The sequence below is a fragment of the Pantoea conspicua genome, from assembly GCF_002095315.1.
In the GTDB taxonomy this organism is placed as follows: Bacteria; Pseudomonadota; Gammaproteobacteria; order Enterobacterales; family Enterobacteriaceae; genus Pantoea; species Pantoea conspicua.
Genome location: NZ_MLFN01000048.1, coordinates 23,564 through 35,308, shown reverse-complemented (window position 1 = coordinate 35,308; position 11,745 = coordinate 23,564). Strand labels below are relative to the sequence as shown.

General features: G+C 60.1%; 12 protein-coding genes and 1 riboswitch. Of the genes, 6 read left to right on the top strand and 6 right to left on the bottom strand.

The window, feature by feature from the left end:
* Both HA41_RS15300 and HA41_RS15295 read left to right on the top strand, forming a co-directional pair.
* Window positions 1–302 (top strand): alpha/beta fold hydrolase (locus tag HA41_RS15300; RefSeq protein ID WP_208612766.1); only part of this gene is annotated, 302 nt, incomplete at its 5' end.
* Complete coding sequence (locus HA41_RS15295; protein WP_094121499.1) at window positions 295–1,686, top strand: hypothetical protein; 1,392 nt, start codon at window positions 295–297, stop codon at window positions 1,684–1,686. The genes HA41_RS15300 and HA41_RS15295, both read left to right, overlap by 8 nt.
* Before the next feature lie 21 nt (window positions 1,687–1,707).
* Here HA41_RS15295 and HA41_RS15290 read toward each other — a convergent pair whose 3' ends face one another.
* A complete protein-coding gene (locus HA41_RS15290) occupies window positions 1,708–3,060 on the bottom strand; it encodes an MFS transporter (protein WP_031377152.1) in 1,353 nt (450 codons plus the stop codon).
* Between the two features lie 169 nt (window positions 3,061–3,229).
* On the bottom strand, window positions 3,230–4,132 hold the full coding sequence (locus HA41_RS15285) for a GntR family transcriptional regulator (RefSeq protein WP_094121498.1): 903 nt from the start codon (window positions 4,130–4,132) through the stop codon (window positions 3,230–3,232).
* Between the two features lie 138 nt (window positions 4,133–4,270).
* On the opposite strand from HA41_RS15285, the gene HA41_RS15280 reads away from it, so the two are divergent.
* Window positions 4,271–5,299, top strand: coding sequence for a zinc-binding alcohol dehydrogenase family protein (locus tag HA41_RS15280; RefSeq protein WP_094121497.1), 1,029 nt, complete (start codon window positions 4,271–4,273; stop codon window positions 5,297–5,299).
* A gap of 6 nt (window positions 5,300–5,305) precedes the next feature.
* Here the strand turns inward: HA41_RS15280 and HA41_RS15275 are convergent, their stop codons facing one another.
* Window positions 5,306–6,226 (bottom strand): nucleoside hydrolase, encoded by a 921-nt coding sequence (locus HA41_RS15275; RefSeq protein WP_094121496.1) that lies wholly within the window; start codon window positions 6,224–6,226, stop codon window positions 5,306–5,308.
* Window positions 6,227–6,352: 126 nt separating this feature from the next.
* Window positions 6,353–6,428: riboswitch (Fluoride riboswitch) on the top strand.
* A 92-nt stretch (window positions 6,429–6,520) separates the two neighbouring features.
* On the opposite strand from HA41_RS15275, the gene crcB reads away from it, so the two are divergent.
* Window positions 6,521–6,898, top strand: coding sequence for a fluoride efflux transporter CrcB (gene crcB, locus HA41_RS15270; protein WP_094121495.1), 378 nt, complete (start codon window positions 6,521–6,523; stop codon window positions 6,896–6,898).
* A gap of 144 nt (window positions 6,899–7,042) precedes the next feature.
* Window positions 7,043–7,858: a sugar phosphate isomerase/epimerase family protein gene (locus tag HA41_RS15265; protein ID WP_094121494.1), complete on the top strand. Its 816-nt coding sequence runs from the start codon at window positions 7,043–7,045 to the stop codon at window positions 7,856–7,858.
* A gap of 3 nt (window positions 7,859–7,861) precedes the next feature.
* On the opposite strand, the gene HA41_RS15260 is transcribed toward HA41_RS15265, so the two are convergent.
* Both HA41_RS15260 and HA41_RS21550 read right to left on the bottom strand, forming a co-directional pair.
* Window positions 7,862–8,467 carry an alpha/beta hydrolase gene (locus HA41_RS15260; RefSeq protein WP_094121493.1) on the bottom strand — a complete coding sequence of 202 codons (606 nt, stop codon included), beginning with the start codon at window positions 8,465–8,467 and terminating at the stop codon, window positions 7,862–7,864.
* Between the two features lie 43 nt (window positions 8,468–8,510).
* On the bottom strand, window positions 8,511–8,645 hold the full coding sequence (locus HA41_RS21550) for a hypothetical protein (RefSeq protein ID WP_279627066.1): 135 nt from the start codon (window positions 8,643–8,645) through the stop codon (window positions 8,511–8,513).
* 94 nt (window positions 8,646–8,739) lie between these two features.
* On the opposite strand from HA41_RS21550, the gene HA41_RS15255 reads away from it, so the two are divergent.
* Window positions 8,740–9,864: a GNAT family N-acetyltransferase gene (locus HA41_RS15255; RefSeq protein WP_094121492.1), complete on the top strand. Its 1,125-nt coding sequence runs from the start codon at window positions 8,740–8,742 to the stop codon at window positions 9,862–9,864.
* Here HA41_RS15255 and HA41_RS15250 read toward each other — a convergent pair.
* The gene (locus tag HA41_RS15250) at window positions 9,861–11,693 is read right to left on the bottom strand and encodes an ABC transporter ATP-binding protein (RefSeq protein WP_094121491.1); all 1,833 of its coding nucleotides are present in this window, start codon (window positions 11,691–11,693) and stop codon (window positions 9,861–9,863) included. The two genes, HA41_RS15255 and HA41_RS15250, sit on opposite strands and share 4 nt — an antisense overlap.
* Between the last annotated feature and the right edge of the window lie 52 nt (window positions 11,694–11,745).

The following is an 11,745-nucleotide window of genomic DNA, read 5'->3' as shown; positions in this document are numbered from 1 at the left end:
CGCGCATCGATTACGCCAAAGCGGGTCTGCGGCGCGCCTTTGGCACCGTGCGCGCTATGATGCGCGATCGCATTGAGCATCGCCTGACCTATATCACTGCGCCGACTCTGCTGCTGCGCGGCTCCCGCGACCCGGTCTGTCCGGCGCGCTGGCTGGATGAGCTCGCCGCTCTGATGCCGCACAGCGAAACCCTCACGCTGCGTGACGGCACGCACACCCTGCACTATGTCTATCCGTGGAGTTTCTGTCACGCCATTCGCCCGTTCCTGGCGCGTATCCAGCAGGAGGATCAGCATGAGTAAACCACCGAAAGGAATTGCCCGCTTCGACTCGTCCGCTGCGATGCTGCTGGCGCTGGCTAACGCGCTACACGATCGACCTTTCGCCAGTCCCAGCCAGTCACCGACACTGGATCGCCTGCTGCCGTCGCTTAACCGGCTGCCGACCGGGCTGCGCGAGTGGGGCTATGCGCTGGGCGGCATGGCAGAAGGCATCACGCTGCGCCAGGCCGGCGAGCTGGATGTAGAAGGGATCGCCGAATGGATGGTCAGTGAATACCCGCAGCAGGACTATCCGGCGGCCTTTATCGGTTCATCGAACGGGGCGCTGATTCACCTGGCGGCGGCAATGGGTGCCCCGTGGCTGCCCCAGACATTCCTCTGTCCGGTGCGGGCCGCCAATAATGATCCCGATGATGCACAGACCAGCTTTGAGCAGGGCAAGGCGATTGCGGCCGCGCTGCTGGCCGCCTGGCCGCGACTGGCGGTGCATCACATGCAGGACCCGAATCAGGATCGACTGATGCTCGATCAGATGCGCTACTTCCGGCTGAAACTGCGCGCGCTGCCGCTGGCGTTTAACGAATTTCTGATGGGGAGCCTGCCCGCCGGGTCAACGCTGTTTATCAATCACTGCACCCGACAGTGGCAGGTTACGCGCACCAGCGATCGCTCGTTCTTTCAGTTTGGCGCGCTCGGTGGCGCGACCGAAAAAGAGTACTTACAGGGTGGCCCGCGGGTGGCGGAATATCTGGCACGCTACGGCATCGATCGCGAGCGCTGGACGCCGCCCGCCATCACTGACCACGTGCCGGAAGCGGAATGGGGATTAGATGGTTATCTGATCTCGCCGCTGAAAAAACTGGCGGAGGCCCAGGGCCTGAAGCTGATGGAGATTCGCTATGACGATCCGGAGGCGATGAGCTATGTGGTGGCGGAGATCTATCGCGACTGGTATCTGGCCGCCGGCATTCTGCCGACCCGGCTGACGGTGGACAGCTTCCTGCTAATGGACCCCTGGTGCACTATACAGCAGCACGCCATTCCGTTCTGGCTGGTGTTCTGCACTGAGCCTTCCGCCGCGGCGCTGCAGCGTTTCCTCGAAAAACAGCCGCCGTTTCGCAACATCGACATGATGCTGTTTTCCCACGGCACCGACAGCATCGGGCTGGCAGAGATTGCGCGCTGGCGGTCGCTGCTGGCGTACGCCCGGGAGGAGGGAGCATTGATTGGCGTGGATGAGGAGCGCTTCCCGCGCGATTTCGCCACTTTCGCCCGCTTTGACTCGGCATTACGGGAACGGGCGCCGCTGTTACCGCCGCCACCGCCGCTGAGCGTGGAGAAGGTGATTTCCGGCATCCAGCGTTATGGCGCGAAACATGGGGTGACCCTGACGGCGCTGACCTGATGCCTGCGCCGTCAGGCGGGGTTACTCGCCGTCGGTGATCGGTTTGCGCACCAGCAGCAGGTAAGCCAGTGCGCCAACCAGCGTCACGCAGGCACAAATCATCAGCGCCATGCTGAACGATTTGGTGGTGTCGAGCACCCAGCCGGTGATGACCGGAGCGAAGGAGGCGAAGATAAAGCTGGCGAAGTTCTGGATACTGCCGACCGACGCGGTCATGCGGGCCGTCACATTGGCGTGAATCAGGCCCCAGCATGAGGTCCCGGCAAAGTGAATGCAGAACAGCGCCATGCCAATCAGGGTCACGGCACTGGTGGTATCGGTGGCGCGGGTCACCACGGCGGTAAAGCCGGCAGAGAGCAGCATTCCGCTGACGATGCAGACCTTGCGGGTTTTCACCGCATTAAAGCCCCGGCGTACCAGCGAATCGACCACATAGCCATTCAGTAACATCCCCGCGGCACCAAACAGGAACGGAATCGCCGCCAGCAGGCCGGTGCTTTTCAGATCCAGATGATAGGTCGACTGCAGATAACCCGGCAGCCAGGCGATATAGAGCCACGCGGTGTAGTTAATGCCGCTGAAGCCAATCATCATGCCCCACATGGTGCGCTGCTTAAACAGGCCGCGCCACTCTTTGAAGCTGATCGGCTCTTTACGTGACGCCACGCTGCCCGCCTGCAGATAGTGGATCTCTTCTGCGCTCAGGGTATTGTTATCGCGATCGCGGTAAACCATGTACCAGCCGATAGCGAGGAACATCCCGAGAATACCGATGGTGACAAACATGCCGCGCCAGCCCATTACCAGCATCATCGCAGCCAGAATCGGCGGTGCCACCGACAGGCCAATCATCGAGGCGGCATTAAACATCCCCATCGGCATACCGCGATCTTTGATATTGAACCAGTCATTAATCACTTTAACGCCGCACGGGTTCATCGGCGCTTCACCAATGCCGAGGCCGATACGGACCAGGATGAACTGGGTAAAGTTATGCACTAACCCGGACGCCGCCTGAAACAGCGACCAGATAAACATGCCGATGCCGAGCATAATACGCGGCCCTTTACGATCCAGCAGCGCGCCGCACGGCAGCTGCGCCAGGCCATAGGCCAGCGAGAAGGCCGAGAGCAGGAAGCCGATTTCGGTAGCGCTCAGCCCCATTTCCTCACGGATCGTCATGTTGGCGACCGACAGCGAGCTGCGGTCAAGGTAGTTAATAATGGCGGCGAACAGCAGCAACAGCATCGCTGTTACCTGAATTTTGCGGATGCGCGGTGAGCGAACGATATCGCCGCGCATCGGAACGTAATCCTGGCCTGGCGCCGCACCGCCGGACACGTTGTCGTGGCCAGTCACAGATGTCTTTTCCATTGCATACTCCCGAAGCTGGGTACTTATCGTTATGGTGAAGAGGGGGGTCGCGCGGCGGCAAATGGCCGCCATGACGTTGCTGTCGAGACTAAGAGCAAAGGGAGAGGGATGTTGCAAAGATGTTTCTGAATCGTGCGGGAGCTAATGCTTTGTGGTTTTTAATCGGTTTTTAATTGTACTGGCCGATCGAGCGCTCCATTGAGGTTTTGGCTGTGGCCAGATGGTTATGTAATGCACAGAGAGCGTCGATATCCTGACGGCTGATTAGCGCGGTCAGAATCGCCATATGCTCCTCCAGCGCCACAATATTTCGCTGTTTCAGATCGCTCTCATCCCACTGATAATGCGAATGAAATATCACGGAGATGATCTCCAGCGACTGATTAAAAAAGGGATTGTTGGCGGCCGATAAAATCAGCGAATGCATCTGCCGATCCAGCGCGGCAAAATGGCGGTAATTGCTGGCAATGGTATCGCGCATCGATCGGTGGCGATCCAGCAGATCCCTGGCCTGCATCCAGCGCTCATCGCTGGCAGGCAGGTTCAGAAAGCGGCTCAGCGCGTGGGTTTCCAGCATCTCCCGCAGTTCAAACAGCTTTTCGGCGTAATCCTGGGTGAATTTTTTCATCCGCCACTGCCCCCGTTTGACCGGCTCCAGCAGATCGTACCGCATAAAGCGCAGCAGAAATTCCCGCACCACCACCGGGCTGACCCTGACCTGCTGGGCCAGTTGCAGCTCGCTGAAGGTATCGCCCGGCACCAGCTGGCGCTGATTAATCATATTAAAAAAGACCTGCTCGAAGTGGCTGGCCTGCTGCTCAATGGGCGGTGTTAAGGCGCTGAACCCATCTTCTTCCTGCGGATCGCGCACGATCACGTAAGTCTGATCCACTTTATCCAGTACGCCACGCTGATGCAGATAGTGCAGGGTATGACGCACTGTGGTGCGGCTGATATTGAACATCTCGGCCAGCGCCGCCTGGGGAGGTAACGGCGAAAGAATATGGTGCTGGGCGATGCTTTCCAGCATCTGATTGATCACGTTATGACGTAAATTCTGGCTGCGGCTCATGTCGCCCTCCGGTTTTTAATGCATTAAAAACCATTCAAAGCCCAAAAAAATCGTCGTGCTTCACAGTTCCCGCAAGCCAACGCCGCGCGGCGGTCAGGATTCGCGATAAATGCGTGCAGGACAAACCGGAGAATCACCATGACAACAATGAAAACACTGGTCATCGCCGAGCCACGCAAGATGGTATGGGCCACGCGCGAGCAACCGACGCCCGCCGTCGGTGAAGCCCTGATTAAAATTCTCACTGCCGGTATCTGCGGCACCGATATTCACGCCTGGTCCGGGAATCAGCCGTTCTTCAGCTATCCGCGGGTGCTGGGTCATGAAATCTGTGCCGAAGTGGTGGCGCTGGGCAGCGGTGCCAGCGGCTTCGAACCGGGCCAGCGGGTGGCGCTGATGCCTTATATCTCCTGCCTGCGCTGCGATGCCTGTCAGGGCGGCAAGACCAACTGCTGCGAGCAGATCTCGGTGATTGGTGTGCATCAGGATGGCGGTTTCTGCGACTACCTGAGCGTGCCGGTCAGCACGCTGCTGGCGGTCAATCAGGTGGCACCGGAAGCGGCCGCGCTGATTGAACCCTTTGCCATCAGCGCTCATGCGGTAAGACGTGCGGCGATCGTGGCCGGTGAGCAGGTATTAGTGGTCGGCGCGGGTCCGATCGGGCTGGGCGTGGCGGCGATTGCCGCCGCCAGTGGCGCTGAGGTGGTGGTCGCCGATACCAGCGCCTTCCGTCGTCAGCACGTCGCGGATCAGCTTGGCCTGGCGGCGCTGAATCCGGCGGAAGAGGACTTTTACACTGCGCTACGCGAGCAGTTTGGCGGGCGTCTGGCGCTCAAAGTGATCGACGCCACCGGCAGCCCGGCGGCGATGAACAATGCGGTAAATCTGATGCGCCACGGCGGCACCATCGTCTATGTCGGGCTGCACAAAGGGGATCTGGTGATCCCGGACAGCGAGTTCCATAAAAAAGAGACCACTCTGATGGGCAGCCGCAACGCCACCCGGGAAGATTTTGATCGGGTGGTATCGCTGATGGCCAGCGGCGCACTGCGCGCTGAGATGATGCTGAATCATCACCTCGACTTTTCAACCCTGGCCGAAACGTTCGAGCCGCAGGTGATCAACAACCGCGAGCTGATCAAAGGCGTGATTCATTTCGATCGCTGAGGTCACTTAAGGTGCGGTCAGGGCCTGAAAGAAGTGTGACCGCACCGCGTCAGCATCCACCGCCAGCGCAACGCGTTGAGTCGGCAGGCCCTCGAACGGGTTGTGACGCGAGGCCAGCGCGCTGAGTTTGCGCACCGTCTGGCCGCAGGCAATGCCCTCGGTGATCACCCGCAGCGGGCTTTCCGTTAAGGTGAAGGCATCGGGCAGGCTAAGCCAGGCGAGCGCCAGCGTGTCGTGCAACGCCATGCCGTTAAAACCCTCTTTCGCCAGGCTGTAAGCGAGATAGGGACGGCAGATAGCGCTCAGTACCGGCTGATTCAGTCGCTCAACCTCATCGCCGGTGATTAGCACCTGATGGGTGACATCCAGCGGTATCACCACCACCTTCAGCGCCGACGTCAGTACCTGATCGGCGGCGTGCGGGTCTTTCCAGATGTTAAATTCGCTGAACGGCGTCACGTTGCCGCTATGGCCGCCGGTACCGAATGCGCCACCCATGATCACCAGCTCCTTAACCAGCGGAATGATCTCCGGTGCCTGATTAATCGCGCTGGCAATGTTGGTCAGCGGGCCAATCGCCACCAGGGTAATCTGCTGCGGATGGGCACGCACGCTGTCGATAATGAACTGCACCGCACCCGGTGCCGCGTCGCTGAACGGGTTGTCAAACGCATCGCCCAGTCCATCTTCGCCGTGCAGCGTGGCGGGCGCACTCGGACGCTGCGCCAGCGGGCGGGAACAGCCGCGATACACTTCCGCCTCGATCGCCATTTTCTCGCAGAACAGCCGGGCATTTTTCACCGCCTGGCCCACCGCGACGTTACCGAACACGGTGGTGATGCCCAGCAGATGCTGGGTGCGCGCCGCGTAGGCCAGCGCAAACGCATCGTCAACGCCAATGTCAGTATCAATAATCAGGGTACGCATAGCCTCTCCGGGTGACTGCCTCAACCCTCAGCATTACCCTGACCGCCGCGCCGACGTCAAGGTTTTCAGCACCAGCGGGTGAGGTGTCCGCTCAGTTGCCAGCCGGATAGCCACATCGTATTATCCTTCGCTCAAGGTGATGGCGTGCCACCTTTCCCAACCGCCGGCGGGCTTAACCCCGGCTGATGACGCCTGACACTCTGTTTATCCTTTCGCGGGAGCTGAGGTGTCAGGCGCGGTTTATCTCTGCCTCCTCCCTCAGCCCGGCGTGACATCTGCAATCAGGAGCAAGACATGTTGAAACCGTTGTTCGCCGTCATGATTGGCGGCTCTGCTGGCTGTGTGCTGCGGTGGTTATTCGCGGTGCGTTTCAATGCTTTATTTCCCAATCTGCCGCCCGGTACGCTGCTGGTTAATCTGATCGGCGGGCTGATCATTGGTGCGGCGATGGCGTGGTTCGTCCGTCATCCGGAAATTGACCCGGCGTGGAAACTGCTGGTTGTCACCGGGTTGTGCGGCGGGCTGACCACCTTCTCCTCGTTTACGGCGGAATTGATGGGGTTGCTACAATCAGGTAAGTATCTCTGGGCGATGGCCAGCGCGCTGGTGCATGTGACTGGCTCACTGCTGATGGCGTTTGCCGGTTTCGCGCTGGTCACGCTGCTGGGCTGACGGCGCGGTAATCGCGGCTTGCCATAACACTTCAGAGGCAGATACTGTTTCAGCTGCGATGCGATGCGCTGGCAGGCTGGCAGGTGTGCGGTGTTGCAGCTGATGATTTTCACCGATTATTCCGGACGATTAAGGAGCAGAGAGATGAGTCGTAATCCAACATTCCTTAACCTGGTGTTGTTAAACGGTGAGCCCCGGCAGAAGTTAAAGGCGGCGCGTGACGCCGGTTTCGACCAGGTCGAAATCTGGCGCGAAGATGTTGACGCCTGTGACGGCGGTGCGGTGGCGCTGGCCCGGATTGCCGCGCAGCAGGGGCCCGGTTTTACTAACCTGCAGGTGCTGCGTGATTTTAGCGGCGCGCCCAGCGCACTGCGCGGGCAGAAGCGCGACGAGCTACGTCAGTTTATTCAGGTCGCTCAGGCGCTGGGGTGTGACACCCTTCAGGCACCGGCCACCACCCGCGAAGATTGCTGCGCCGATCAGATTGACGATGACCTGCGCTGGATGGCGTCGGAAGCGGCGCGCTACAACATGCGCATCATGTATGAGCCGATGGCGTGGTGCAGCGTAGATAACACCCTGCCGCTGGCATGGCAGCGCCTGCAACGTCTCGATCAGCCCAACATCGGGCTGGTGGTCGATCTGTTCCATATCTGCGCGCTGGGCGGCGATGCATCACAGCTCGATGGCATCCCTGCCGAGCGGATTTACGAGGTGCAGCTGTGTGATATGGCTGCTGTACCGCCGCAGGATAAGCAAAGTCTGATCGCGATGGCGCGTCATCAGCGCCTGCTGCCCGGTGATGGCATTATCGATATCGGACGCTTTGTGGATAAGCTGAAAAGTGCCGGTTATCAGGGTCCGGTTGGCATTGAAGTGTTCAATGATACGCTGAAACGCCTGCCGCCTGAGGTCGCCGCACAGCAGGCGTGGCAGGCGCTGAATCGCTACTGGCCGTAGCTGTTAATCCTGCAGACACTGCGCAATAAACGCGGCGGCATGCATCGCGCCCTGCGCTGAAATAGTGTGGCCGGTGGCGGGTTCGAACAACGTCTCAACCGGCACCGCCGCCTGTTTCAGTCGCGCAGCGGCCGATTCGCTCTCCTGCCACGGGATCACCTCATCGGACTGGCCGTGGATCAGCATGGCCGGCAGGTAGGGCTGCGGCGTCAGCGCGCCGTCAAACGCCAGACGACCTGAAAAGGCCACCACGCCCGCCAGCGGATAACGGCCCGATGCCAGCGCATCCAGTGCCATAATCGATCCCTGGGAAAAGCCGACCAGCACCACCTCCTGCCAGCGTCCGGCGAAGCCGTGCCGGGTCATGATGTCGCTAAGCGTGGCGTCAAACGCCGCCCGCGCCGCCTGCACCCGTGCCGGACGGTTCTCTGGCGTGACGCCGTCCAGGCTGAACCACTGATAGCCGAAACCGGCATCAAACCTGTCGGGCGCATCAGGCGACGCAAACGCCACATCCGGCAATAATGTCGCCCAGTGATCACCGATTGGGGCCAGATCGTCGCCGTTGCTGCCAACGCCATGCAGAAATATCACCAGTGCTTTTGCCATCATTGTTCCTCTGAAAAAGCCATTATCACCCGTATTCACGCCGTTACGCCCGACCGGCACCTTCCCGTTCAGGTTCAGCGCCGTAACGGCCGCATGGCGCACAGTTAACCGTCTCATCGATACCGGAGAGCGACAGCATGCTTTTCCGATAGCGATTGAGCAAGAGATAATCGCGCATCTGATGCGACCTTCACATTGCGTGCCTTTACCCTTTCGCTGGCGCAGAAAACCTGCTTGACTGAACGCTCGCCCGTTGCTGTCTGGAGTATTTCATGTCGCTGTTTCACCTGACTTCGCTGGCGGCGATCCCCGCCGCCGAGTGGGATGCGCTGTTGCCTGACGATCAGCCTTTTTTGCGCCACGCCTTTCTGCTTACCCTGGAACAGAGCGGTAGCGTCCGGCCCGAGTCGGGCTGGCAGCCGGATCATTTAATCTGGCGTGAAGGCGGTGTCATTCGCGCTGCGCTGCCGGGCTACCGAAAACGCAATTCCTGGGGCGAGTATGTGTTCGACCACGCCTGGGCAGACGCCAGCCAGCGGGCCGGCATCCGCTATTACCCCAAATGGCTGGGCGCGATCCCCTTCAGCCCGGTCAGCGGGGCACGCCTGCTGGGTGACAGCGCGGCCGCGGCGCAGCTGCTGGCGGCGTTACCGGAGAGGTTGCAGCTGCAGGGATTAAGCGGGGCGCACATTAACTTTACCGATGCGCAGGCTAACCAGTTGCTGGCTGACCAGCCCGACTGGCTGGCGCGGCTCGGTTGCCAGTACCACTGGCACAACCGCGACTACCGCGATTTCCAGGATTTCCTCGATACGCTGATGTCGCGCAAGCGCAAACAGCTGCGTAAAGAGCGCGAGCAGGTGATGCAAAGCGGTTTCGTGTTCGAGCGCTATCGTGGCGACCAGCTCAGCGAAGATCAGTGGGATTTTGTTTATACCTGCTACGCGAACACCTACGCGGTGCGCGGACAGCAACCCTACCTGACGCGGGATTTCTTCAGCCTGCTGGCGGAACGGATGCCGGACAACATCATGGTGGTCATTGCACGGATACAGCAGCAACCGGCGGCGATGGCGTTCTACCTGCGGGATGAGAAAGCGTTATATGGTCGCTACTGGGGCTGTCTGGCGGAGTTCGATCGGCTGCACTTCGAAACCTGCTTTTATCAGGGGATGGATTTCGCGATTGAGCAGGGACTGACGCGCTTTGATGCCGGTGCACAGGGGGAGCATAAGCTGGTGCGCGGCTTTGAGCCGCAGATCACCTACTCGTGGCACTATCTGCTGCATCCCGGCTTACGCAGCGCCGTCGCTGATTTCCTGCAGCAGGAGCGGGAAGGCGTGCGCAGCTGGGCCGAAGAAGCACGCGACGCCTTGCCCTATCGACGCGGCGATTAATCGACGCCGACAAAACCACCGGTCTGATGCTGCCACAGGCGCGCATACAAGCCGTTGTGCGCCAGCAGCTCCGCATGGCTGCCCATCTCGGCAATGACGCCTTTATCCAGCACCACCAGCCGGTCCATCTTCGCGATGGTCGACAGGCGGTGCGCAATGGCGATAACGGTTTTGCCCTGCATCAGCGACTCCAGGCTCTCCTGAATCGCCGCTTCCACTTCAGAGTCCAGCGCCGAGGTGGCCTCATCCATGATCAGGATTGGCGCATCCTTGAGCAGCACGCGGGCAATCGCCACACGCTGACGCTGACCGCCCGACAGTTTTACGCCGCGTTCACCGACATGGGCATCGAGCCCGATGCGGCCCTGCGAGTCGGAGAGCAGCGGAATGAACTCGTCGGCGCGGGCGCGGCGAATCGCCGTCTGCAACTCCGCTTCACTGGCATCGGGACGCCCGTAGAGCAGGTTTTCGCGTATCGACCGGTGCAGCAGCGAGGTGTCCTGGGTGATCATGCCGATCTGACTGCGCAGACTCTCCTGGGTCACCGTGGCGATATCCTGATCGTCAATCACAATCCGGCCACCGTTCAGGTCATAGAGGCGCAGCAGCAGATTCACCAGCGTCGATTTACCGGCGCCGGACGGGCCGATCAGGCCAATCTTCTCGCCAGGTTTGATGTCGAGGTTGAGCTGGTGAATCACCTGACGGCCGCCGCCGTAGTCAAAGCGCACATCTTCATAGCGAATCTGGCCGCGTGTCACTTTCAGCTTTTTAGCCCCCGGTGCATCCTGCACGCTGAGCGGCTGAGAAATGGTGTTCAGGCCATCCTGCACCATGCCGATGTTTTCGAAAATGCCGTTGACCACCCACATGATCCAGCCCGACATGTTTACCAGTCGGATCACCAGGCCCGTCGCCAGCGCAATCGCCCCGACGCTAATCAGCGACTGACTCCAGAGCCACAGCGCCAGCCCGGAGGTCGAGACAATCAGCATCCCGTTCAACGCCGACAGCGTCAGATCCATGCTGGTGACCATGCGGCTGGCGTGCTGGGTTTTGTCGGTCTGCTCCTGAATCGCCTCACGCGCATATTGCCGTTCCAGATCGCTGTGGGCGAACAGCTTGAGGGTGGCGATATTGGTGTAGCCGTCAACAATGGTGCCCATCAGCTTCGAGCGCGCTTCCGAGGAGACCACCGAGCGCGCCTTGACGCGCGGCACAAAGAAGCGTAGTGAGGCGCTGTAGGCCACCATCCACAGAATCAGTGGGATCATCAGCCGCCAGTCCGCTTCAGCAAACAGCACCAGCGAGGTCACCGCGTAGATCAGGACGTGCCAGATGGCGTCGACCAGCTGCACCGAGGAGTCGCGCAGCGAACTGCCGGTCTGCATAATCCGCTGCGCGATACGGCCAGCAAAATCGTTCTGAAAGAAGTTGAGGCTCTGGCGCAGCACGTAGTTGTGATGCTGCCAGCGGATCATGCTGGTCATGCTCGGGCTGATACTCTGGTGCACCAGCATATCGTGCAGGGCGATAAAAATCGGCCGCAGGATCAGCGCCACCGCGCCCATCCACAGCAGCAGCGGCCAGTTTTCGCTGAACAGGGTGGCGGGCGTCGAATGATTCACCAGGTCGATAATGCGGCTCAGGTAGCTGAACAGTGCCACTTCAATCAGCGCGGACGCCAGCCCAACCAGCAGCAGGGCGGCAAAACTCGGCCAGACCTGACGCAGGTAGTAAGCATAAAAGGACCAGACCGTAGTGGGGGGCGAATCGCTGGGGGCATCCTGAAAAATATTGATAAAGCGTTCAAAACGGCGATACAACATAGCAGCACTCTTTCCGTTCGATGAAGAGCTACAGCTTAGTGCATTAAACCCG

What these genes read in the sequence shown, in the direction of transcription:
- HA41_RS15295 (WP_094121499.1), top strand. Translation starts at nt 295, where the DNA reads ATGAGTAAACCACCGAAAGGAATTGCCCGCTTCGACTCGTCCGCTGCG.
- HA41_RS15290 (WP_031377152.1), bottom strand. Translation starts at nt 3,060, where the DNA reads ATGGAAAAGACATCTGTGACTGGCCACGACAACGTGTCCGGCGGTGCG.
- HA41_RS15285 (WP_094121498.1), bottom strand. Translation starts at nt 4,132, where the DNA reads ATGAGCCGCAGCCAGAATTTACGTCATAACGTGATCAATCAGATGCTG.
- HA41_RS15280 (WP_094121497.1), top strand. Translation starts at nt 4,271, where the DNA reads ATGACAACAATGAAAACACTGGTCATCGCCGAGCCACGCAAGATGGTA.
- HA41_RS15275 (WP_094121496.1), bottom strand. Translation starts at nt 6,226, where the DNA reads ATGCGTACCCTGATTATTGATACTGACATTGGCGTTGACGATGCGTTT.
- crcB (WP_094121495.1), top strand. Translation starts at nt 6,521, where the DNA reads ATGTTGAAACCGTTGTTCGCCGTCATGATTGGCGGCTCTGCTGGCTGT.
- HA41_RS15265 (WP_094121494.1), top strand. Translation starts at nt 7,043, where the DNA reads ATGAGTCGTAATCCAACATTCCTTAACCTGGTGTTGTTAAACGGTGAG.
- HA41_RS15260 (WP_094121493.1), bottom strand. Translation starts at nt 8,467, where the DNA reads ATGGCAAAAGCACTGGTGATATTTCTGCATGGCGTTGGCAGCAACGGC.
- HA41_RS21550 (WP_279627066.1), bottom strand. Translation starts at nt 8,645, where the DNA reads ATGCGCGATTATCTCTTGCTCAATCGCTATCGGAAAAGCATGCTGTCG.
- HA41_RS15255 (WP_094121492.1), top strand. Translation starts at nt 8,740, where the DNA reads ATGTCGCTGTTTCACCTGACTTCGCTGGCGGCGATCCCCGCCGCCGAG.
- HA41_RS15250 (WP_094121491.1), bottom strand. Translation starts at nt 11,693, where the DNA reads ATGTTGTATCGCCGTTTTGAACGCTTTATCAATATTTTTCAGGATGCC.